This is a genomic window from Cohnella luojiensis, from assembly GCF_004564235.1.
In the GTDB taxonomy this organism is placed as follows: Bacteria; Bacillota; Bacilli; order Paenibacillales; family Paenibacillaceae; genus Cohnella; species Cohnella luojiensis.
On record NZ_SOMN01000019.1, the window covers coordinates 35,440 to 59,566 of the forward strand.

At 50.1% G+C, this 24,127-nt stretch carries 18 protein-coding genes; all 18 read left to right on the forward strand.

Annotated elements, in window-relative coordinates; genetic code table 11:
* The first annotated feature begins 60 nt into the window (after positions 1-60).
* The 18 genes from E2980_RS13805 to E2980_RS13890 all read left to right on the forward strand — a co-directional run bounded on the left by E2980_RS13805 (position 61) and on the right by E2980_RS13890 (position 23,257).
* Positions 61-1,641, forward strand: coding sequence for a response regulator (locus E2980_RS13805; protein WP_135152764.1), 1,581 nt, complete (start codon positions 61-63; stop codon positions 1,639-1,641).
* Positions 1,642-1,719: 78 nt separating this feature from the next.
* Positions 1,720-3,447 carry a sensor histidine kinase gene (locus tag E2980_RS13810; RefSeq protein ID WP_135152813.1) on the forward strand — a complete coding sequence of 576 codons (1,728 nt, stop codon included), beginning with the start codon at positions 1,720-1,722 and terminating at the stop codon, positions 3,445-3,447.
* A 118-nt stretch (positions 3,448-3,565) separates the two neighbouring features.
* Entirely contained in the window at positions 3,566-5,269 is a 1,704-nt protein-coding gene (locus tag E2980_RS13815) for a type 2 periplasmic-binding domain-containing protein (RefSeq protein ID WP_420808649.1), read from the forward strand.
* 101 nt (positions 5,270-5,370) lie between these two features.
* A complete protein-coding gene (locus tag E2980_RS13820; protein WP_135152765.1) occupies positions 5,371-6,351 on the forward strand; it encodes an ABC transporter permease in 981 nt (326 codons plus the stop codon).
* A gap of 14 nt (positions 6,352-6,365) precedes the next feature.
* Entirely contained in the window at positions 6,366-7,298 is a 933-nt protein-coding gene (locus E2980_RS13825; protein ID WP_135152766.1) for a carbohydrate ABC transporter permease, read from the forward strand.
* Between the two features lie 16 nt (positions 7,299-7,314).
* On the forward strand, positions 7,315-8,325 hold the full coding sequence (locus E2980_RS13830; protein WP_240703026.1) for an endo-1,4-beta-xylanase: 1,011 nt from the start codon (positions 7,315-7,317) through the stop codon (positions 8,323-8,325).
* Positions 8,322-10,397, forward strand: a complete 2,076-nt coding sequence (locus tag E2980_RS13835) for an alpha-glucuronidase family glycosyl hydrolase (RefSeq protein ID WP_135152768.1) — start codon at positions 8,322-8,324, stop codon at positions 10,395-10,397. The genes E2980_RS13830 and E2980_RS13835 overlap by 4 nt, the downstream gene beginning before the upstream one ends.
* Before the next feature lie 117 nt (positions 10,398-10,514).
* Positions 10,515-10,844: an ArsR/SmtB family transcription factor gene (locus E2980_RS13840; protein WP_135152769.1), complete on the forward strand. Its 330-nt coding sequence runs from the start codon at positions 10,515-10,517 to the stop codon at positions 10,842-10,844.
* Between the two features lie 108 nt (positions 10,845-10,952).
* Complete coding sequence (locus E2980_RS13845) at positions 10,953-12,665, forward strand: SulP family inorganic anion transporter (protein WP_135152770.1); 1,713 nt, start codon at positions 10,953-10,955, stop codon at positions 12,663-12,665.
* Positions 12,666-12,892: 227 nt separating this feature from the next.
* Positions 12,893-13,933 (forward strand): LCP family protein, encoded by a 1,041-nt coding sequence (locus E2980_RS13850; protein ID WP_135152771.1) that lies wholly within the window; start codon positions 12,893-12,895, stop codon positions 13,931-13,933.
* 154 nt (positions 13,934-14,087) lie between these two features.
* A complete protein-coding gene (locus E2980_RS13855; RefSeq protein ID WP_135152772.1) occupies positions 14,088-14,528 on the forward strand; it encodes a CBS domain-containing protein in 441 nt (146 codons plus the stop codon).
* A 28-nt stretch (positions 14,529-14,556) separates the two neighbouring features.
* Positions 14,557-16,536 carry an amidohydrolase family protein gene (locus E2980_RS13860; RefSeq protein ID WP_135152773.1) on the forward strand — a complete coding sequence of 660 codons (1,980 nt, stop codon included), beginning with the start codon at positions 14,557-14,559 and terminating at the stop codon, positions 16,534-16,536.
* A 183-nt stretch (positions 16,537-16,719) separates the two neighbouring features.
* Positions 16,720-17,022: a MazG-like family protein gene (locus E2980_RS13865; RefSeq protein ID WP_135152774.1), complete on the forward strand. Its 303-nt coding sequence runs from the start codon at positions 16,720-16,722 to the stop codon at positions 17,020-17,022.
* Positions 17,023-17,034: 12 nt separating this feature from the next.
* A complete protein-coding gene (locus E2980_RS13870; protein WP_135152775.1) occupies positions 17,035-17,934 on the forward strand; it encodes a DUF2232 domain-containing protein in 900 nt (299 codons plus the stop codon).
* Between the two features lie 67 nt (positions 17,935-18,001).
* Positions 18,002-19,969 (forward strand): DHH family phosphoesterase, encoded by a 1,968-nt coding sequence (locus tag E2980_RS13875; RefSeq protein WP_135152776.1) that lies wholly within the window; start codon positions 18,002-18,004, stop codon positions 19,967-19,969.
* Positions 19,966-20,409: a 50S ribosomal protein L9 gene (gene rplI, locus E2980_RS13880; RefSeq protein ID WP_135152777.1), complete on the forward strand. Its 444-nt coding sequence runs from the start codon at positions 19,966-19,968 to the stop codon at positions 20,407-20,409. The genes E2980_RS13875 and rplI overlap by 4 nt, the downstream gene beginning before the upstream one ends.
* A gap of 4 nt (positions 20,410-20,413) precedes the next feature.
* Complete coding sequence (gene dnaB / locus E2980_RS13885; RefSeq protein WP_135152778.1) at positions 20,414-21,790, forward strand: replicative DNA helicase; 1,377 nt, start codon at positions 20,414-20,416, stop codon at positions 21,788-21,790.
* A 177-nt stretch (positions 21,791-21,967) separates the two neighbouring features.
* Positions 21,968-23,257, forward strand: a complete 1,290-nt coding sequence (locus E2980_RS13890) for an adenylosuccinate synthase (RefSeq protein WP_135152779.1) — start codon at positions 21,968-21,970, stop codon at positions 23,255-23,257.
* Positions 23,258-24,127: the final 870 nt, after the last annotated feature.

Consider the following 24,127-nt stretch of genomic DNA (forward strand, 5'->3'; position numbering starts at 1 on the left):
TTATTTAAAATGTGGTAGGCTGTTGATACAACGCATCGCACCGATTGGGAGGAATTATTAATGCATCTGCATAGCGTTATCCTGGTTGACGACGAAGTGTTTACACGCAAAGGCTTGATGAAGCTGATCGATTGGGAGGCATGCGGCTTTCGAATCGTTGATGAAGCCGACAACGGTGAGGATGCGCTAGAGCTCATCGGGCGTGTTCGGCCGAATCTGGTCATTACAGACATCCGTATGCCGGTGCTCGACGGTCTGGAGCTCATCCGGCGTATCACCACGGAAACCGACGTAAACCCGGTGTTCATCATCATCAGCGGCTACAACGATTTCAAATATGCCCAGCAAGCGGTCCGTTACGGCGTTCACGACTTCATTCTCAAACCGATCGACGAGAACGAATTTACCGAAACGCTCTGCAAATTGAACGAAAGGCTCAATCGCGAACGGGAGGAGCGTGTGCGGAACGAACGACTGTTAACCGGCGCCATGATCGAATCTCTTATTATCGGCGAGGCAGACGATATATTCGTCGCCGAATGGGAGCAGCGCTTGAAGCTTCGTCCGGCCGACCGTTTGTTCTATCTCTTCGCGGAACTGAATGACAACCATCTGTGGCGGTCGTCAGGCGAACAAGTATCGGCTGCCCGTTTCAAGGAGATCGTTCAGCAAGCGCTGCACCGCGTAACCCCCGACGATCAGCCGATCTACCTGCACGAGCATCGCAATCGGATCGGCATTCTTGTGCCGGACCGTGCCCTGGAGCCGTTCAAGGGGGAAATCGAATCATTCACCGTTAAGTTCCGTCAAGAGCTTTCCGTCGAGGCCGGCAATGGTGTCTTTCTCTATGCCGGTACCCCGGTTCACCGTCTCTCGGATATCCGGCAATCTTATAAGACAGCTAAGGAAGCGATCTTGTACAAATACGTCCATGACGATAGCCGTATCGTCATCTATGACCAGGTACGATTGGAGCGGCTGAATTATATCGGCATCGACTCGAACGAGTTCAATCGGTTTATCGAGCAGATCGAAGAGCTGCAGTCGGGGGCTGTCAAGGCGAGCGTTGAAGCGCTTTTCCGCGACTTCAGAGAGAAACGGTATGCCCCGGAAGCCATTAAGATGAGTATTCACCAGTGCATGCTCAGCGTCACCAAGACAATCCGCAGCATGGACGGGGACGAGCGGTCGCTCGGATCGCTGGCGCCGATCGTCGGCTGGCACGACCTGAATCTATCGCTTAGCGAGCTGAAAAGGCTGTTCTCCGAGTTCATCGAAGAGAGTCAGAACTATATCGCGGAGTTGCGAAAGGAACAAGGGAAGGGCGGCATACAGAAAATCCGCTGCTACATCGAGGCGAATTATTCGAGCAACATAAGCCTGAAGAGTATTGCTGCGCAATTTTTCATCAATCCGGTCTATCTCGGGCAGCTGTTCAAGAAGACGTACGGCGTTTATTTCAACGATTTTTTACTGCAAATACGGGTAAACGAAGCTAAAAAACTGCTGCGGCAGTCATCGGATATGCGCATTTACGAAATAGCCGAGAAGGTCGGCTTCAGCAGTGCGGATTATTTCGTCACCCAGTTCGAGAAGATCGAGCAAATGACGCCCACTGAGTACCGTAATAAGCTTCTATAATCAGATGACCTTCCGACAAAGGGGACAATACGCGTGAAACCGAGATTTAATTGGAATAACGTCCGTCTGCGAAACAAGATGCTGATCGTCTATATTTTGTGCGTATTCGTCCCGATCGTGTTGACTAATCTCATCTTCTATAGCGTGACGACGGAGAACGTGAAGAATCAGAGGATGAAGGACGTCTCGCGCGCAGTCGAACAAATAAAAAACGAGTTTCGGGCCAAAATCGACGACGCAGTTGCCGTCTCTTCGGTTTTCTTCACGGATTATAATCTAAATCAAATTCTGGAGACCAATTACGAGAACCCGGCCGATTATGTCGAAGCTTACGACTCGTATTTCCGCAGAATTCTGAATAACTATACTCCTGTATATACATCGGTCCAGAACATCAAGATCTATGTGAACAATCCGACCATGCTGCATTCGGGCGGCATCGGAAACTTAACGGAGGAAGTGAAAAGAACGAACTGGTACCAGGCACTGCATCAGAGCAAATCATCTCAACTCATCTTCGTCCGGACGTCCAAGGAAGATTCGAGTATGAGCAAGGGAGTTCTAGATTCGTTCAGCGTAGTTCAAAGAATGAATTACTACAACTCTCAGAATCGGTACGAAAAAGTGCTGAAAATCGAAATGAAAACGTCTTCAATCCAGCAAATTTTTCAAAATCTCAACCTGCAGGGCAATATTTACTTGCTCAACAATCAAGGCAAGGTCCTATACACGACCGATCCGGGCGTCGATTGGAAAATGGAATCTCCCGACTTTCAGTCGCTCGAGTTTCCAGCGGACTCGATTCAAGTTGAGACGAAGTATCAATATGTCAGCTTCTTGGAAGGCTGGCGCATCGTCGGCACGATTTCGGAAGAGGAAGTATTGAGAGAGTTACACAAATCCAGGGATTTCATCTTCGTTCTGGCCAGCATTAATATTATCCTCCCGACCTTGATCATCCTCTGGATCACTAGGTCGCTCAACGTTAGATTGGTACGTATTCTCAGGCATATGAAGAAAGTGAAAAACCAAAATTTCGATACGATCAAAAAAGGGGAACTCGACGAGGACGAGATCGGGCAATTAACCGGGGAATTCAATCGGATGACGCTGCAGGTGAAAAGCCTGATCGACGATGTGTACGTCGCCGATATTCAGAAGAAAACGCTCGAGCTCGAACGCCGCCAAGCACAGCTGAACGCGCTGCAGAGCCAGATCAATCCGCATTTTCTATTCAACGCGCTGGAGACGATCCGGATGCGCAGCGTGGTCAAGAACGAGACGGAAACGGCCAAGATTATTCATAACATGGCCAAAATATTCCGCACCTCGTTAACTTGGAGCAAGGATCGGGTAACGGTAAGCGAAGAAATGGAATTCATCGTTTGTTTCTTGGAAATCCAGAAATATCGGTTCGAGGACCGATTGAATTACCATCTGAATATCGATCCGTCCGCCAGGACATGCGTCATTCCCAAAATGATGTTTTTGCCGTTCGTGGAGAATGCCAGCATACATGGAATCGAACCCCTTAAGAGCGGCGGGAGGATCGACGTGCGCATCGAGCGAGAAGCGGATGAATTGGTGTTCGCTATTCGGGACAACGGCATCGGGATGGACGAGGAAAAAGTGAATCGATTCTATGGCTATCTGGAAAGCGAAGAAGAGATCGGGGAGAGGATCGGCGTGCAGAACGTCATCTATCGGCTGAAGCTTATTTACGGCAACCGATTCCAGCTCTTGATCGAAAGCGCGCCTATGGAGGGGACGTTCATCAAGTTGCGGATTCCGGTCGACGGATCGTGACGATATATGCTTTTCAAAGTACGGACTATAGTTTATTGGGTAAACAAAGCCCTTGAATGATTCTATAATGAAAGTGCTTACAAAAAAACATATCATTCTTGAGAGGGGCTCGAATTTAGTGGCAAAGAAATTACTATTTGCCTGCATGGCTGCCGTCTTGGTGTTCACCGCCGCTTGCTCTAATGGCAACAATGGCAAGAACAACGCGTCCAGCACAGCCGGCGGCAGCACTCCTGCAGCAACGGAAAGCGCTGCCGCATCGGAAAAACCGCTTGATAAAGTAACTTACTCTTACTTCCTTGGCGTTGCTAATGCGCCGGACGTGAACACGAACGAGACGACGATCGGTAAAGCTCTCGAAGATCAAACCGGCGTCAACTTCAAAATCGAACACTTGGTAGGCGACCTTAAAGCGAAAATCGGTACGATGATCGCCTCCAATGATTATCCGGACGTCATCAACCCGGATGCCGGTATCGATCAGCTTGTCGACGCCGGCGCGTTTATCGACCTGACTGATCTGATTGAAAAGAACCCGAACATCAAGCGCGTGTACGGTCCATTCCTCAGCCAAATGAAAGCGGCGGACGGCAAAATTTACTACCTCCCGATCTCGGCACAAGTCGGCGACTTCATGCCGGATCCGAACATCAACCAAGGCGCCTTCTGGATTCAACGCCGCGTGTTGAAAGAAGCGGGCTATCCGAAGATCACCACGTTGGACGAATACACGAAGCTGATCGAAGACTTCGTCGCCAAGCATAAAGACGAAGATTTGACCGGACTCATTACCCTGACGCATGACTGGAGATTCTTCGCGACCTCCAACGTGCCTATGCACCTGGACGGTTATCCGAACGACGGTAACGTCGAAGTCCACATGACGACGTTCGAAGCCAAAACGTACTACACGACCGACTCCACGAAGCGTTGGTTGCAAAAATTGAACGATTTCAACTCTAAAGGTCTGTTCGACAAGGCTTCCTTCGTAGACAACTACGACCAATATCTTGCGAAGCTCTCTTCCAAAAAAGTCGTCGGATTCTTCGACTACGGCTGGCAAACGGGCAATGCCCGCAACCTCCTGGTAGATGCGGCAAGACAAGATCCGACGCAAGACGATTTCGTATACCAACCGATGCCGCTCACGTGGGATGGCGGTAAAGACCAACTTCTGGATCCTGCGGGATTCGTTAAGAACCGCGGTATCGGCATCAGCGTAAGCGCGAAAGATCCGGAACGGATCATGGCGTTCTGGGATAACCTGCTGAAAGAAGAGAACCAAATCTTTAAGAGCTGGGGTATCAAAGGCGAAACTTACGAAGTGGACGACAAAGGCCGCTTCTACCGTACGGCTGAGCAAATCAAGAAAATCGACGAGCCGTTCAATTTGAGCTTCGGCTTCAGATACTTCAATTGGGATTGGCCGCAATACGGCGCGAACTCCACGCTGTCTGACGGTAACGCGTTCGCGCCCGGCTTCCAACCGGAAGTATTCCAAATGAGCTTGACGGATGCGGACAAAACGATTCTCGAAAAATACGGCGTTAAAACGTACGCCGAGCTATTCGCTGCTCCGGACGACCGCGCATGGTACCCTGCTTGGGGGATTCCGAAAGCGCAAGGCTCCGCCGAACAAATCTGGGAAACGACGAAAGACGAAGTTACGAAGAAGTACTATCCGAAGCTCGTGCTGGCGAAACCGGCCGACTTCGATAAAGTATGGGGCGAATATGTAGCCGAATTCGGCAAGCTTGACACGGCAGGCTATGAAAAATGGTACACGGAACAAATTAAAGCCGCTATCGAAGCTGCCAAATAATCGATTATAAGCAATAAGCGAAAGGCCGGCTTATACGTGCTGTTGGCTCGCATAAGCCGGCTTTCGCTTATTCCATTAGCAAGGACCGGTTCGGAAGGAGAATGAATATGGGGAGTAACATCAAATCTGCAACGTCTTCCATCGCGTCTGATCTAAAGCCGACGGGACTGAAGCTTTTCTTCAAGAAACTTGTGCAACAACGGATCCTCGTCTTGATGTCCGTTCCTTTTCTCATATGGCTCTTTCTTTTCAAATACCTGCCGCTATGGGGTTGGACGACAGCCTTTCAAAAGTACAGACCGGCCAAAAGCTTCTCGGAACAAGAATGGGTCGGTTGGGATCAATTTAAGTTTCTTTTTCACGACGAACGGTTTCTCCGCGTGTTAAGAAATACGCTTGCGCAGAGCGGAATCAATCTCGCTCTTGGTTTTATTACCGCTATTATCCTCGCGCTCTTGCTCAACGAATTGCGCGGAATGATATTTAAGCGTGTCGTACAGACGGTTACTTATATGCCGCATTTTCTTTCTTGGGTCGTTGCCGCGGGGATTATTCAGGCGACGCTCGCGCCGGATGGCATTATCAATGTGTTAATGATTAAATTAGGCATGATCGAGAAAGGCCAAGAAATATTGTTCCTTGGCATTCCGAAAGATTTCTGGACCATATTAGGACTCGGGACCGTTTGGAAAGACCTTGGGTGGAATACGATCGTATACTTGGCTGCGATGGCAACGATCGATCCCGCGCAGTACGAAGCGGCGGAAATGGATGGAGCGGGGCGTTTCAGACGGATGTGGAACGTTACGTTGCCAGGTATCAAGTCGGTTATCGTCGTCCTGTTAATATTGAACATCGGTAATTTGATGGAATCGGGATTCGAGGCGCAATACCTGCTTAAAAACGGTATGAACATCGATTATTCCGAGAACATTGACATATTTGTTCTGACGTACGGTATTAACCAAAGCAACTTCTCCCTGGCTGTAGCGGCAGGCATGTTTAAAAGTCTCGTCAGCATTGTCTTGCTGTTCATCGCGAATAGTATCGCGAAGCGTGCAGGCGAGAGCAGACTGTTCTAAAGGAGGATTACCGGATGGCAAATTTAGCTACGGGAACTGCACCTAAGAAGCTTGCGCGCAGGAACGCTTCGTTAGGAGACCGAATTTTCGACACCTTAAATATTACCTTCCTTTGCTTGCTGATGCTCGTCACCTTGTATCCTTTTTTGAACACGCTCGCGTTATCGTTGAACCGAGCGATGGATTCGATCAGGGGTGGCATCTATATATGGCCGAGAGACTTGTCGCTTGAAAACTACAAATTCGTGTTTAGTCAATCGACGATATTCCATGCGACGTTGATCTCGATTCTTCGCTTGGTCATCGGTTCGATAACAACCGTATTCTGTTCGGCAATGGTCGCGTATACGATCAGTCGGCAAGACTTCGTGTTGCGGAAGTTCATCACGATCGCTTTCGTCCTGACCGCGTACGTTAACCCGGGTCTTATTCCGAACTATTTGAACATTCGCGATTTAGGCTTGATTGACAGCTTCTGGGTTTATATATGGCCGGGATTGATCGGCGTCTTCAACCTTATTCTTATCCGATCTTTCATCGACGGTCTTCCGGAAAGCATCCTGGAGTCCGGGAGAATCGACGGAGCGGGAGAATTCAGGACGTTCTTCAGCATCGTCCTGCCGCTTTGTCTTCCTGTTCTTGCTACGGTAGCGTTGTTCACGGCGGTATATCAATGGAATTCCTGGCTTGATGTATTCTTGTACAACTCGTCGAATATCAATCTCAGTACGCTGCAATACGAGCTGCAAAAAATTCTTCAAAACTCAAGCGCCTCTTCATCGGCGGCAAGCGCGTTCTCGAATCCGGATGCGGCAGCCAACGCGGTTACGCCGCTCGCGGTACGATCGACGATGACGATCGTGGCTTCGGTTCCGATGATCGTCATGTATCCGTTCCTGCAGAAGTACTTCGTTAAAGGGATGATGGTCGGCGGCGTGAAGGGTTAACGGGAGGATGAGTGAATTGGTAGATAACATAAACCGAAGCATTCCCAAATTATATGAAGCATTCCAAGATTGTTTCGATATCGGTGCTGCAGTCAATCCGCGTACGATCGTTCAGGCCGGGGATTTGATTGCAAATCACTACAACAGCCTTACCGCCGAAAATGAAATGAAATTCGAGAGACTTCATCCTGCGGAGGATAAGTATACGTTCGAAGCGGCCGACAAAATCGTCGATTTTGCACGGAAGCACGGAAAGAAGCTGAGAGGGCACACGCTCGTATGGCACAATCAAACTCCCGATTGGCTATTCCAAGATGACGATGGAGGACGGGTAGACCGCGATACGCTGTTTGCTCGAATGAAATCGCATATCGATACGGTAGTGAAGAGGTACAAAGGAGACATCTTTGCTTGGGATGTCGTCAATGAAGCCATTGCCGACGAAGGATCGGACCTGCTGCGCCCCTCCAAGTGGCTAGATATTGCGGGACCTGCCTTTATAGCTAAGGCTTTCGAATTCGCCCACGAAGCGGACCCCAATGCCTTGCTCTTTTACAACGATTACAATGAGTCGCACCCGCTGAAGCGGGATAAGATTTACACGTTATTGAAATCGCTGATTAAGCAAGGAGTTCCGGTGAATGGAATGGGCTTGCAAGCCCATTGGAACTTATTTGATCCTGGGCTGGATGATATTCGATCCGCGATAGAGATGTATGCTTCGCTTGGTCTCGTGCTGCATCTGACCGAGATGGATATGTCGTTCTTCCAGTTCGATGACCGGAGAGCGGATCTGACCGCTCCGCCCGAGGAGATGCTGGAGCTTCAAGCGCGGCAATATGAAGCGGTGTTCGACCTGCTGCGGGAGTACCGGGACGTTATTGATTCAGTTACATTCTGGGGCTCTGCGGACGATTACACCTGGCTTAACGATTTTCCGGTTCGGGGTCGGAAAAACTGGCCGTTGCTATTCGATGAGAAGCACCAGCCTAAACCGAGCTTCTGGCGGGTGGTGGAAGGCCGATGACGGGGAAGCTGCTATCCGTTGCCGGATATAACGCCTGGCTCGGATTTAACCGTGTAGAATCGAGTAAGATTTCTAATCCATACGTCGATTGGTGCGGCCGAATCGTCGCTGCCGAGAAGGGAGAAATCTTCGGAACTGCCGCAGCGGAATTGACGCGCGGCATCGAGTCTCTATTTGGTATTCGGCCATTGACGTCCGAAAGCACGGAAGGCTTCCGCTGCATCACGTTCGGCACTTTCGAAGGCGGCAACGAACTCATCTCCCGCACGTTCGGCGCAGAAATACGTTCAACGATCGTACCGGAGGGTTATGCAATCAAGACCAATGCGGCTGATGGCTGCATAGCTATCGGGGCATCGACGGCATCAGGCGTTCTGTATGGCGTATTCCATCTGCTAAGACTGCTCGGCACGGGATGCTCGGTGGACAAGCTTGAGCTGGTAGAAAACCCGAATAACGGGTTGCGTATGATTAATCAATGGGATAATATCGACGGGAGCATTGAGCGCGGTTATGCCGGAGAGTCCATTTTCTACGTAAACAATGAAATTACAATGAATATGGAGCGCGTCCGCGACTATGCGAGACTGCTTGCCTCTATAGGCATAAATGCCATTGCCATCAATAATGTAAACGTGCATAAGTACGAAACGATGTTACTGACGGATAAATTCCTTCCGGACGTGGCGAAGCTGGCAGACGTATTCCGGGCGTACGGCATCAAGCTGTTCTTGAGCATCAACTTTGCGAGCCCTATTGAGATCGGCGGACTATCGACGGCCGATCCACTCGATCCGACTGTACGTAATTGGTGGAGCAGGATAACGGCTAAAATATATACGGCGATATCGGATTTCGGCGGATTTCTCGTAAAAGCCGATTCGGAGAACCGGCCGGGTCCGTTTACGTATGGCCGGGACCATGCGGACGGCTCCAATATGCTGGCCGAAGCGCTGCAGCCGCATGGAGGCATCGTGATCTGGCGTTGCTTCGTTTATAACTGCAAGCAGGATTGGCGCGACCGGTCGACAGACCGGGCAAGGGCTGCATTCGATCATTTCAAGCCGCTAGACGGCCGGTTTCATGACAATGTCATCCTGCAAATCAAGAACGGTCCGATGGACTTCCAAGTACGGGAGCCGGTATCGCCGCTGTTCGGTGCGCTGGAAGCAACCAATCAAGTGATAGAATTCCAGATTACGCAAGAATATACGGGCCAGCAGCGCCACCTGTGTTACCTCGTCCCTCAGTGGAAAGAAGTACTCGACTTCCAAACCCATGCGAAGGGCGGAAACCCCAGTGTCAAGCGTATCGTTGACGGTTCTGTATACGGCAGACGTTTCGGCGGATTTGCAGCTGTCTCCAACATCGGCAATGATGCCAATTGGACGGGGCATCTGCTGGCCCAGGCCAACTTGTACGGGTACGGCCGGCTTGCCTGGAATACAGAGCTGTCCGCGGAAGCGATCGCGGAGGAGTGGGTAAGACTTACGTTTGGCGGCGACGACAGGGTCGTTCGGACGATCAAGGGCATGCTGATACATTCATGGAGCATTTATGAGTCCTATACGGCACCGCTTGGCGTCGGCTGGATGGTCAACCCGGATCACCACTACGGTCCGAACGTGGACGGCTATGAATATTCGAAGTGGGGTACATACCATTTTGCCGATTGCCGCGGTGTTGGCGTCGACAGGACAGTCAAGACGGGGACAGGGTATGCCGGGCAATATATGGGCGACAATGCCGCTAGGTATGAATCGGTAGAGAACTGCCCTGACGAGCTGTTGCTGTTCTTTCATCATGTACCTTATACGCACGTGCTCCATTCGGGGGTAACGGTCATACAGCATATCTATGATTCGCATTTTAACGGCGTGGAGCGGGCTGAACAGCTCGAAGAAACATGGAGCGGCCTTGCAGGTATCGTAAACGAAGGGTTATACGAGCAGGTTGCCGAGCGTCTGAAGGAGCAAGCGGAGCATGCCCGCGAGTGGTGCGATATGATTAATACGTACTTCTACCGGAAGAGTGGAATCGCTGATCAACTAGGACGTAAAATTTATTCATAATACGCAAGAAGGAGCGGGCATTTTGCGCCGCTTCTTCTTTTTTGTTTTTTTGTCGATCTTAAATATGTGCTATTGTATTCCTATATTCAAAAGTTTAAAAACTAAGGGGCACATGCCATGAATCACAATATTCAACAATTCAAAGCGGATTTCTTTAAAGCTTTGGCTCATCCGATGAGAATTCGAATTCTTGAAGTTCTTAGCGAAGGCAATAAGAACGTAAATGAGCTCCAGAGCATCTTAGGATCCGAAGGCTCCGCCGTATCCCAGCAGTTGGCCGTCTTGCGAAATAAAAACATTGTCTTCGGTTTAAAAGACGGTACTTCCGTCATATACTCGTTGCGGGATCCATTAATTACAGACTTGTTGGCGGTAGCTAAGCGGATTTTCGATAATCATCTCGTCGATGCCATATCCTTATTGGAAGTGATTCGAAATGAGTCTTGAATGGAGTAGCGTAAATCGGGCATTTTCGGATTGACGTCATCAAAGCAGAGGAGTATCATTTCTTCTATATTCAAATAATCAAATATATAAATAAAAGAAGGTTCGAAAATGAAGTGGAAAGGAAGATTTGAGGGATACGAGGCATCCTCCATCCGCAAGGATCTCATTTCAGGTCTAATTGTCGGTATTATCGCCATTCCTCTAGGGATGGCGTTTGCTATCGCTTCCGGAGTCAAGCCGGAGTACGGAATATATACGACCATAATAGCGGGTATTATCGTTTCCTTGTGCGGAGGCTCCAAATTTCAGATCAGCGGCCCAACGGGAGCATTTATCCCGATTCTCTTCGCTATCGTAATGCAGTACGGTTACGAGAACTTGCTAATTGCGGGTTTCATGGCGGGGATTATTCTTGTTCTAATGGGCGTGTTTAAGCTTGGAATACTCATTAAGTATATCCCCCGCCCGGTTACGATCGGATTTACGGCAGGTATTGCAGTTATTATCTTCAGTGGACAAGTGGTTAACTTTCTGGGTTTGAGCGGTATCGAGAAGCATGAGGATTTTTTACCGAATATGAAAGAAATCGCGATGCATATCGCAACTATAAACATCTACAGCGTCTTAACGGCAGCGATCAGCTTGGCCATTATCCTGTTCATGCCGAGAGTACTCCCCAAAGTTCCGGCCTCATTAGCGGCAATTGTTGTTTCCAGCGTAGCTGCTGCATTGTTCTTTAATGGGCATGTAGCTACGATCGGATCTTCTTTCGGGGCTATTCCGAGCGCGCTGCCTCAGTTTCATTTTCCCGAAATTACGTGGGATCGAGTGCAAACCCTTATGGGTCCGGCTTTTATCATTGCCTTGTTAGGCGGCATAGAATCCTTGTTATCGGCAGTTGTTGCAGATGGAATGGGCGGTGGCCGTCACAATAGCAACAAAGAGTTGATCGGACAAGGAATCGCGAATATGGCGGCTCCATTATTTGGAGGCATACCCGCGACTGGAGCTATAGCGCGAACGGCAACCAATATTAAAAGCGGAGCCGTGTCGCCTTTTTCCGGAATCATACATGGCGTTGTCGTTTTTCTCGTCCTTATTCTATTCGCTCCTTACGCATCCCATATCCCGCTTGCAAGCATGGCTCCCATCCTCATGCTAGTTGCGTGGAACATGAGCGAGCGGAAAGAATTTACGCATATATTAAAAACCAAAACAAGCGATACCCTTGTACTTTTGATTACTTTTTTGCTAACGGTGTTTACCAATTTAACGACTGCAGTAGAAATCGGCTTAATCCTTGCCGTTATTTTATTTGTAAAAAGAATGGGAGAATCGTTGACGGTAGCTAAAGTATTACCCGATCCGAACAATAAGCATGAGAAAGTACAATCGTACATGGTATATGAAGGACATGATTGTCCTCAAATCAGTATTTATACGATAGAAGGTCCTCTGTTCTTCGGAGCTGCCGATAGGTTCGAGAAGACGATAAGCGATAAGGTTGACCAGATATCGGGAATATTGCTCTTAATCATGGGGAAGGTTCCGTTCATGGATATGACGGGGAAATCCAATCTGGATAGCTTAATCATGCGCTACCAGAGTAGGGGGGGAATCGTGCTTCTATCGGAGGTGCAGCAGCAGCCTTTGGAGGTATTCCATAACACCGGATTAGAAAAGTTAATAGGCGGGGAAAACTTATTCGAACATACGGGAGATGCCATCGATTACGCGTTAACCCGATTGAATTATGAAAGGTGCGTGGGTTGCAAGCATTTTGTTTTCCGGGAATGCGCTCTATTATCGAAAGGGAATTGACATGACGATGCTGCCGGATTCCCGGCGGCGTCTTTTATTTCCCGGATAAAACATGGAAAAGTGGTGGTACTTGGTCTGCGTGGAATGTTTTCTATTTGTTTAATAGAAGAATGGGCTCGATTTGTAACAAACTTGGCGAGTAAATCGTATATTAGGGGTCCAGGGTGATCGATAGAGACAAAGATATACAAATAATAGGAGAAGTTATTGAAAGGAAGAGAGATATTATGCGTAATTATCGTCGTTTTAAAATTGCTATTTTATCTACCTTCGTCCTGCTGGTTGTCGTTACGGGCGTTATATATGCAAATCGGGGTGCCCTATCGGCGTTGGGATATGATTGGTTCCTATCCGGCAAGGTCGAAGCAAGCTTCGCGGATTCCTATCAACCGTTAACGGATCGTCCTACGACAAAAGAGCCGCCGCAGGTCGAAAAACCCTTCAGCATGCTGCTAATGGGCGTAGATGCCAGGGCGAATGAGCAAGGTCGTTCCGACACGCTCATCTACACCGTTATCCGTCCGCAGGACGGGAAGGTACTGATGATATCCATCCCCCGCGATACGTATACGGAGATGGTGGGCAGAGATACAGAGGATAAAATCACGCATGCTTATGCTTTCGGCGGTGCCGAGATGGCTGTTAATTCCGTTGAGAAGCTGCTTGATGCGAAGGTCGACCATTATGCTTCGATCAACTTCCAGGGATTTATTAAAGTCGTAGACACGCTCGGAGGCATCTCGTTGCCGATCACCGAAGATATCGTGAACAAGGGAGCAGACCACGAGAAATTTACCATCGAGGGTAATCTGGACAATTATACGGGCTTGGATGCGCTCCGCTTCGTTCGATATCGCGAGGATGCGGGCGGAGACATGTCACGTACTGAACGTAACAGACAGTTCCTTGAAGCGCTCATACAAAAGACGTCTTCCATGAAACAATGGACGAAGATTCCCGAGATTCTGGACATTATCGGAGACAACTTCAACACGGATCTGCCGCCATCCTCCATGAGCGATCTAGCGAAGCAGTTCTTGCAAACCGGACATCAAATCAAGAGCTATACGCTCCAAGGCGAAGGCAAGAGAATGGGGCCTCAGAATCTGTGGTACTTCGTTTCGGATGAGGAGGATTTAACATCCGTTCGTTCAACGATATCGACATGGTTAAATCCGGAGACTCCCGAAAGCGAGCTTAAGATTCCACAAGAGCAAAACCAAGATCAATCCGGCAAATCCAACCCATCGCAAAGCCCAGCCGCATAAAATGGAAAGATGGGGAAATAGCAATGGTGAACCGAAATGCCCGGCGTGATATAATGGTCGTATTGTTGCCAATGCCATCGCTCGATACAACGCGTCTATGCGTCCTAAGGACGCCGATGCCGTTTTACTTGAACGAGGAGGAAATCAAGAGATCATGAACATTGCATTTTTTCTATTACCAAAGCAAGAGGTTGTATGCGTGAACGAAGATTCGACCCTTAGACAGACGCTGGAAAAGATGGAGCGCCACCGATATTCAGCCGTACCCGTCATCAGCGAGACGGGGGAGTACAAGTCGACCGTCACCGAGGGCGATCTGCTCTGGTACTTGAAGGATCATCCGGGATTGAGCTTTGATCAGCTTCACCGGGTATCTCTATGCGACGTTCCGTTAAGAATGAATAATCTTACAGTTCGCATCGACGCCAATATGGAAGACCTCATCTCCTTGGCGAAGACACAGAACTTCGTTCCCGTCGTTGACGACATGAACCGCTTTATCGGTATCGTACGGCGAAGCGACATCATTGATTATTGCGAGAAGCTGCTTCTGCCTTTTGGCTCGAATGAAAAGGAACTAAAGCGGGAAGCGTAGGAAAATATAGGACAACTACGGAGGAAAGATGACTTATAGCCGGCAAAAACCAGTCAAACGCAGGATTTTCCCGTTATTAACCGCTATCGCGGTCGTAATCATCGCGGGCGGCATATGGGCCGCGACCACCTTATTCGGAGACGAGAACACCCAACAGATGCCTGCATCAAGTCCGGGAGCAACGAGTTCGGATTCCGAAGGAGGCTCCAAGCCTTCGGGAGATGCATCGCCGTCTACCCCTGCAGAGGCGGAGGGAGTAATCGACCAACCAACGGCTTCCGAGTTAGGTAAAACATATGATGTCGTCATTTCCAACGGACGCGTCATTAATCCGGAGACGAAGCTGGACCGAGAAGGGCTTAATGTAGCTATTCAGGACGGCAAGATCGTGATGGTAACCGACCAGAAGGTGAAGGGCAAGCGGGAAATCGACGCGACGGGACTGGTTGTGGCGCCTGGCTTCATCGACAATCTATCTTACGATCCCAATCCGGTCGGCGTCTGGAACAAGATTGCGGACGGCGTGACCAGCAACATCGCCATGCATGGAGGAACGGCTAGTCCGGAGAAGTGGTATCCCTACTATGTTCGCAATAGAACACCCGTTCACTTCGGAGCTTCGTTCTTCTACACTCAAGCGCGCAATCAGTTCAAGCTTAGCCGTTACGATACGGCCAAGCCTGCACAGACGCAGAAGTTGGTAGATCAAGCCGAGAAGGCGCTTAACAATGGGGCGCTCGGAATTTCTTTCAGCTTGGAATACGTGCCAGGCGTCAACGACAAAGAAATATTGCCGCTCATGAAGCTGGCGCACGAATATAATGTCCCGGTCTATTTCCACGCTAGGTATTCCGATATGGAAGAACCGGGAACGAACATCGATGCTATCAACGAGCTTCTTGGTTATGCTCGCGCTTCGGGAGCTGCGGTCCACATTGATCACATCAATAGTACGGGCGGAACCTTCTCGATGACGCAATCGCTCAAGATGGTATCGGACGCGATCGCGGAAGGTTTGGACATCACTTCCTGTATCTATCCTTACGATTATTGGGGAACTTACTTAAACTCGGCCCGATTCGACGAAGGCTGGCAAGAGCGGTTCCGCATCACTTATAAGGATTTGCAGATTGCCGGAACGAACGAACGTCTCGATGCGGAATCGTTCAGGAAATACCAGCAGCAAGGCAAGCTCGCGGTCGCTTATGCGATTCCTAAGCAAGACGTTATCGATTCTCTCAAGGCGCCGTACGTCATGATCGGCAGCGATGCCATTCTCGAGCCGGGATTTAACAATCACCCGAGGGCTTCGGGAACTTTCGCGAGGACAGTCGGTTTGTACGCCAGGGAGCAGAAGGTCATCTCCTTATCCGACGCGATTGCCAAGATGTCGCTCATGCCGGCACAGCGGCTGGAGAAGCAGGCTCCCGCTCTGCAGAAAAAAGGCCGCATTGCCAAAGGAATGGATGCCGATATCGTGGTATTCGACTACGGCAAGATCAGCGATAAGTCGACGGTGGCCAAACCGGAGATCGTCTCCGCGGGAATCGAGTATGTACTGGTCGAAGGCCAAGTGGCGCTTGACGAGGAAGGCATTCACAAGGACATCCGTGCAGGACAGCCGATCAAGAGCGAATTCCTGCGGGTGAAGGAAGGCGGGCCGACTCTCTCATGGGGGGACAGCCAAATTCAACTGCTGGAGTACCGCAGCACGAACTATGTTGATCTGGAAGCCTTGAAGGCGCATGGTTATACGGTCGAGTGGGACAAGCTTAAACGCCAGTCTAAGGTTACAGGCGGAGCCGATACAGTCCCAGTCAACATTCCCAAACCTAAGACAGGCGAATTGATGTTGGAGCGGGGCTACAAGTTGATCTGGGATGGCGGCGGCAGCACGGAGCTATTGTCCGTCGGAGATCGGAATTACGTTCCGTTATCGGCGTTGAAAGCCCATGGCTGGAAGTTGACCAAAGAAGGAAACGGATTTAAGCTTGCAGCTCAGGAATAAGGATAGACGAAACCCGAATGCGAACCGATGCATTCGGGTTTTTCATGGATGGATAGCCGTCCCAGGAAAGGCTAACCATGCTTTACTTGGCTTGTCGTGAGGGACTGGTTTTATGATATAATGAAATTTGCAGCTTTCCGGGCTTCTGCATCCATGAATAGTTGAAGCGTAGGAGGAATAGCGATGGAACGAGACATGGATGTTGCCAACAGAGTACGCATGATCGAGTGGTTGAAGACGGAAGTCGTCGACCAGACGTCGCGCTTATTCAAGGCGATGTGGGATGGCAGTACCTCGCGTGTAATTGACAGCTTGGCTGGCTTGATTGCGAGTTCGTACATCTTGGGCCGGCGATTAGGAATTCCTTATCGTGATCTGGATAGCGCCATTGCGGATAAGCTCGCTAAGCTCAAACAAGAAGGACATCAGCTAGAAGATCAATATCGAGATTTAACCGATTTATCCGAACATATCCGCAAGAGGTGAATTTGTTTGAATATGAGTTGGAAGTCGATAGCTTGGAGCACGGCGGCATTATTGTTGTTGCTCACGCTTGCGACCCCCTTGAATGTCATGACAACGTTCTTGATCATGACTCCATTCGTTGTCCTATACACAACGCTTAATCCTAAAACATTTGTTTTGCATCTGATTCCCATCGGGATCATCGCGTACTTCCTGTCGGGAGCGGCCGGACCCGTCGTGATCACGCTTGGCTTCTTTTTTCTAGTCCCCGCCATGGCGATGGGGCATCTTTACAAGAAGGGCAAATCCGCTCGGACGGCGATCACGGTCGGTTTCGTTATCGTTCTAGCTCAACTGCTGCTGGAGCTCGTGCTGTTCTCCGCGTTGTTCGATATTAACCTTAAAGCGGAGCTAACTTCCATGCTTACGGATAACTTGAAGCAGCTTGAGAATGGGGATATGTTCAAGACCGGATGGGCGGCGGAAACGGCAAAGGAATTCAGCAATGCCATCATGACGATGTTGCCGATGCTTTTACTCGTCTCTGCTTTTCTCTTCACGGTCGTGACTCACGGTCTCTCTCGTTTATCCTTGCGGAGAGCGGAGATTCAAGCGCCCGCCTTACCGCTAGCGAAAATATGGAGAGTTCCTAGAAGTCTCGTTCTGTATTACTTAATCGCTATGGTTGCCAGCTTAGTCATGACGGAAGAGGCCGGCGGGTACTGGTCGATCGTCATAGCGAACCTCGTACCGATCTTGCGGTTCGTCTTTACGGTGCAAGCAATCGGGTTCTTCTTCTTCCTAGCCGATGCGAAGAAATGGCCGAGAGCAGTTCCTCTTCTCCTATGCATACCGCTCCTGCTGTTTCCCCCGGCATACATCATTGGGTTGATCGACGCAGCCTTTCCGCTGCGCAAATATTTCGTGAAATAAGGTAGGGCCGGGATCACGTGCGAACCGCACTGTTCCGCTATACCATTAGACGGGAGCGAAAGCGGATATGCCCAAATTTCTCGTGCAGCGTTGGCACGGTATGCATATCGTCTGGGCACTAGTGCTCATCTTCATGTTAACCGTTGCGTTAGCCTGGTACCAATGGCTGCTCGGTTTGTTAGGTTTGGTGCTAGGCGGGCTCGTGGCCGTATACGGTATTTTAGCCGAGAAAGCATTCCGCAATGATCTGAACGATTATGTGCTGACATTGTCCCATCGCATTAAGAACGTCGGTAACGAAGTAATCGGACAGCTTCCATTCGGCATTGTCGTCTATAACGAGGAAAAAGAAATTCAGTGGCATAACGGGTTCATTACGACGGTTATCGGCAAGCCCTCAGTCGTTGGAGAGTCGCTCTTCACGCATTTTCCCGTCCTTCAGCAGACCGCTAAAGATAAGGAAGCCGGTATTGAGATTACGATAAGCGGACGCGTTTACGAGCTGTTGCTGCGTTCGAAGGAACGCGTGATTTACGTAATCGATATTACCGATCGCTGGATGCTGAAGAAGCGCTACGATGAAGAAAAGCTGGCGCTCGGGATCGTGATGATGGACAATCTCGAAGAGGTCGCCCAAGGCATGGATGAGCAACAACGCGCGTTGATGCTATCCAAGGTAACCGGCGAGATCAATGAATGGTCACAGAAATATGGCTTATTCTTGCGTCGTCTATCTTCCGATCGTTATATGGTCATCACGAACCTGATTACCCTGAAGAACTTAGAGCAATCACGCTTCGAACTGCTGGATGACGTTCGGGAAATCACCATCGAGCAGAAGCTTCCCATGACGTTAAGCATAGGCTTCGCAGCCGGCGCCGACAACGCCAACGAGCTGAGCCATCTGGTCCAAGGAAGCTTGGATATCGCGCTTGGCCGCGGCGGCGACCAGGCGGTTGTTAAGGTCGGCCAGAGGCAGAGCTACTATGGGGGCAAGAGCAACGCGGTAGAGAAGAGAACAAGAGTACGCGCCCGAGTGATCTCCCACGCCTTGCGCGATCTGATGAAAGAAAGCGACAATGTCATTATCATGGGCCATAAGATGCCGGATATGGACTCTGTCGGAGCGGCGATCGGCGTTATGAAGGCTGCTCAGCTATATGGCAAAGAGGCGTATATCGTTCTTGAAGGCATTAATCCGGCGATACAACGGATGATGGATATGCTGAAGGAAGACGAGAAGCTGATGAAGCGGTTTATCTTGCCGGAACATGCTTTGGGCTTGATCGGGAAGAGATCGCTGGCTGTCGTTGTCGATACGCATCGCTCCACGATGGTTGCCGAGCCTCGTTTGCTGCAAGCAACGGAAAGGATCGTGATCGTGGATCATCATCGCAGGAGCGAGGAGTTCATCGATGACGCGGTACTGGTCTACATGGAACCATATGCTTCTTCTACGTGCGAGCTCGTAACCGAGCTCCTGCAATATATTCATGAACGGGTCGTGCTCGATGTTCGGGAAGCAACCGCATTGCTGGCCGGCATTACCGTAGACACGAAGAGCTTCGCCTTCCGTACGGGATCTAGAACGTTCGAGGCTGCGTCGTTCCTCAGGCGTAACGGAGCGGACTCCGTGCTTGTCCAACGAATGCTCAAGGAAGACCTGGAGGAGTACATTCGCAAGGCGGAGATTATTCGTAACGCGGTGGTAACCTATCGGGAAAGTATCGCTATTGCGGCGGCAGATTCAGGCAAACCGATATCGCAATTGCTTATCGCACAAGCGGCGGATACGCTTCTTAACATGACGGGAATCAAGGCTTCGTTCGTAATCGGCTTAAGGTCGGACGGACTTGTGGGCGTTAGCGCTAGATCGTTAGGGCATATCAACGTCCAGGTCGTAATGGAACGACTGGGTGGCGGCGGACACTTTACGAATGCCGCGGCGCAGCTTCAAGGGACCGTAACGGAAGTTATGACTAAGTTAGAGCAAACCTTATATGAACTCGAGAAGGAAGAGGGGTTATTCGAATGAAAGTTATTTTCTTGCAAGATGTTAAAGGACAAGGGAAAAAAGGCGAGATTAAAGAGGTATCCGAAGGCTACGCGCGTAACTTCCTGCTGCCTAAAGGCGTAGTGCAGATCGCTACCGAAGGCGCGAAGAAGACGTTAACCCAGCAGGTAGCTTCGGCGCAGAAGAAGAAGGATAACGAGAAGAACGAATTCAAGGCTCTTGCCGAGCGTTTGTCCGAGATGACGGTTGTCATTAGAGCCAAAGCCGGCGAAGGCGGAAGGTTATTCGGCGCCATTACGAGCAAGCAAATCGCGGAAGCATTAGAGCAGCAGAAGGTCTCGATCGATAAACGGAAAATCGAACTCGATGATCCGATTCGCGTGTTAGGCGTAACGAAGGTAACCGTGAAATTGTATCCCGACGTAAAGGGCACGCTAAACGTACAAGTCGTGGAGGAATGAACCGATGAACGGAAGCGGGGACCAGCAGATACTGTATGATCGCATACCCCCTCAGAATCTGGAAGCGGAGCAAGCGGTTCTAGGAGCCATTCTGCTTGAGGCTGAGGCGCTGATCACTTCCATGGAGCGCTTGAAGGCGGAAGACTTCTATAGCGTCTCCCATCAACGCATTTTCGAAGCGATGGTTGCTCTTAATGATGATAACGAGCCAATCGACCTCATTACCTTGACTGCCCGGTTACAGGATTTAGGACAGATGGACGAGATCGGCGGGGTCATGTATTTGGCTAAGCTGGCTAACTCGGTTCCAACCGCCGCTAACGTGGAATACTACGCCCAGATCGTGGAGGAGAAGTCGATCCTCCGTCGGCTGATCCGTACGGCCACGCAAATCGTATCCAACGGTTATGCGACGGAGGACGATGTGGGCGTCCTGCTTAACGATGCCGAAGCGCGTATTATGGAAGTTTCCAGCCGCCGCTCGGCGACGGGCTTCATTAGCATTCGCGATGTCCTAATGGAAGTATTCGAGAAGGTTGAATTTCTCTATAACCACAAGGGCGGGGTATCGGGAATTCCTTCGGGATTTATCGATCTCGATAAAATGACCAACGGATTCCAACGAAGCGACCTCATTATCGTGGCGGCGCGCCCATCCGTAGGGAAAACGGCCTTCGCCTTGAACGTAGCCCAGAACGTGGCCGTTCGCGCTTCGGAGACGGTTGCGATCTTCAGTCTGGAGATGTCGGCTCCTCAGCTTGTTCAACGGATCATCTGCGCGGAATCGAACGTAGATGCGACCCGTATGCGCACAGGGCATCTCGAAGGCGACGATTGGGAGAAGCTGTCGATGGCGATCGGATCATTATCCGAAGCGCAGATCTACATCGACGACACGCCGGGGATTACCGTATCCGACATTCGCGCGAAATGCCGTCGTCTTAAGAAGGAAAAAGGACTCGGCATGATACTGATCGATTACTTGCAGCTTATCCAAGGCCGGGGCAAAGCCGGCGAGAACCGCCAGCAGGAAGTATCCGAAATCTCGCGTACGCTTAAACAGATCGCCCGCGAGCTCGAAGTTCCCGTCATCGCTCTGTCTCAGCTCTCCCGTGGCGTAGAACAGCGTCAAGACAAACGTCCTATGATGTCCGACCTTCGGGAATCCGGATCGATCGAGCAAGATGCCGATATCGTCGCGTTCTTGTATCGGGATGACTATTACGACAAGGAATCGGAAAAGAAGAACATCATCGAGATCATTATCGCCAAACAACGTAACGGTCCCGTTGGCACGGTCGAGCTCGTGTTCCTGAAAAATTTCAATAAATTCGTCAGTCTTGATCGATCACATGGCGAAGCTTATGCAGGCAGCGCATAAATCGACAAAACGAGGCTAAATTCCGAACGATAATATAGGTGATCGCGGGATTGTTCGTTTTTCCGTTGACTTCACCCGTTACAGTTGCTAAACTAATCATGCTGCCTGATCGCTCGTTCGCGATATCGGGCGGCATTATCATGCCGGCGTGAGGAACACTCCGGGTGGAGGGATTGCATGTCAACAGTCGTTGTTGTAGGTACGCAATGGGGAGACGAAGGCAAAGGGAAGATCACGGACTATCTAGCCGAGAAAGCCGATGTCGTCGCTCGTTATCAAGGCGGGAATAACGCCGGCCATACTATCCTCATAGAGAACAAAAAGTACAAGCTAACGATGGTTCCTTCCGGAATTTTCAATCAGAACAAATTATGCGTCATCGGCAACGGGATGGTTATTAATCCCGGTGCATTGGTGGAAGAAATTCAATATATTCGCGATAACGGATTTTCTACCGACAACTTGAAAATCAGCGATCGCGCCCACGTCATCATGCCGTATCACCTCGTGCTTGACGCTCTGGAGGAAGATCGCAAAGCCGACAATAAAATCGGCACTACCCGCAAAGGCATCGGACCTTGTTATATGGATAAAGCCGCGCGCAACGGGATTCGCATCGCCGATCTGATGGTCGCGGATGCCTTCGAAGAGAAAGCGCGCGCTATTATCGCGGATAAGAATCAAGTGATCACGCAGATGTACAACGGCGATCCGCTCGACGCGGAAAGCATCATTAAAGATTACCTGGCGCTCGCGGAATTGCTTCGTCCGTTCGTAACCGACACTTCGGTAATCCTTAACGATGCGATCGACGCAGGCAAGAAGGTGCTGTTCGAGGGCGCGCAAGGCGTCATGCTCGACATCGACCAAGGAACTTACCCTTACGTTACGAGCTCTAACCCATCGGCGGGCGGCGTGTGCATCGGCTCCGGCGTCGGTCCGTCCAAGATTAAGGAAGTTATCGGCGTTGCGAAAGCCTATACGACACGCGTTGGAGACGGTCCTTTCCCGACGGAATTGAACAATGATCTGGGCCAGTGGATTCGCGATAAAGGCCACGAGTATGGCACGGTTACCGGACGTCCGCGCCGCGTAGGCTGGTTCGATACCGTCGTGGTACGCCATGCCCGCCGCGTCAGCGGCATCACGGGATTATCCTTGAACTCCCTGGACGTATTGACCGGATTAGAGACGGTTAAAATCTGTACGGCTTATAAGTTCCGCGATGAGCTCATGGAACACTATCCGGCGAACCTTAAGCTTCTGGAAGAATGCGAAGCGGTATATGAAGAGCTTCCAGGCTGGAGCGAGGATATCTCGGGCGCGAAGACGTTGAGCGACTTGCCGGAGACGACCCGCAAATTCGTGGAACGGATTACGGAGCTTACCGGAATTCCGATCGCGATCTTCTCGGTCGGCCGTAACCGCGAGCAGACGAACCAAGTTGCGCCGATCTACGGAGCGTAATAATAATAGAAATTAATTAAGCCGTTCGACGGGGAATGTGAACCCGGCGAACGGCTTTTTTGAACATATCAGACTTACATGCCGCTGCGCGGCACCACTGATGAATGAAAATATTGTCCATACTGGTTACTGGGGCTGGCGAAGGTAGGTCGTCCTTTCTTGGTGTCACGAACCCGTATATCAGACGGACCACAACGACCCGGTGTATCGCAGATTGTTGCTCCTTCGGGAAGCACGCAGGGCAGAATAACCCTTTATTGGTCTTTGCACCAGCCTTAATCAACGACCAGTCGCAAGGAGAAGCAAGAATGGACGTATTAATGGAGCGTTGCTGCGGATTGGATGTTCACAAAAAAAGCATTACCGCATGCATCATTACCCCAAACCACCAACCACCAACCACCAACCACCAACCACCAACCACCAACCACCAACCACCAACGTCTCGTCGGCAAGCAGCACCCCGCAATCATTGGAAAAAACTAAGTGTAAAATAGTCAGTTAATTTGAAGGAAAAGGCAACCTATCCGAAACTAATTGCAGAACATAAAGTTAGTTGAATGAATGAAGGGTTGACTCGACCGGCCTCGCTCGATATAAACGTATACTGCAGTCTGAAGGATGGCGAAAAACCACCTATGTGATGGACCATACTTCCGTTATTTCGTAAATTGTGAACCGAATCCTAGATCAGCGGACTCATGTTCCGTTATTCGTCTTATATAGAGCATTTCACCACGATTTTCCGGTTGTTAACGGAAGCTCGGTCCGGAAGTGACCCCGAATGCGAGGAAATCACACAAATAACGGATTCCTTGTCCGAAACGCGCGATGGGAGAACGAGAGACCTTTTCCCTGTTTTTCTACTAG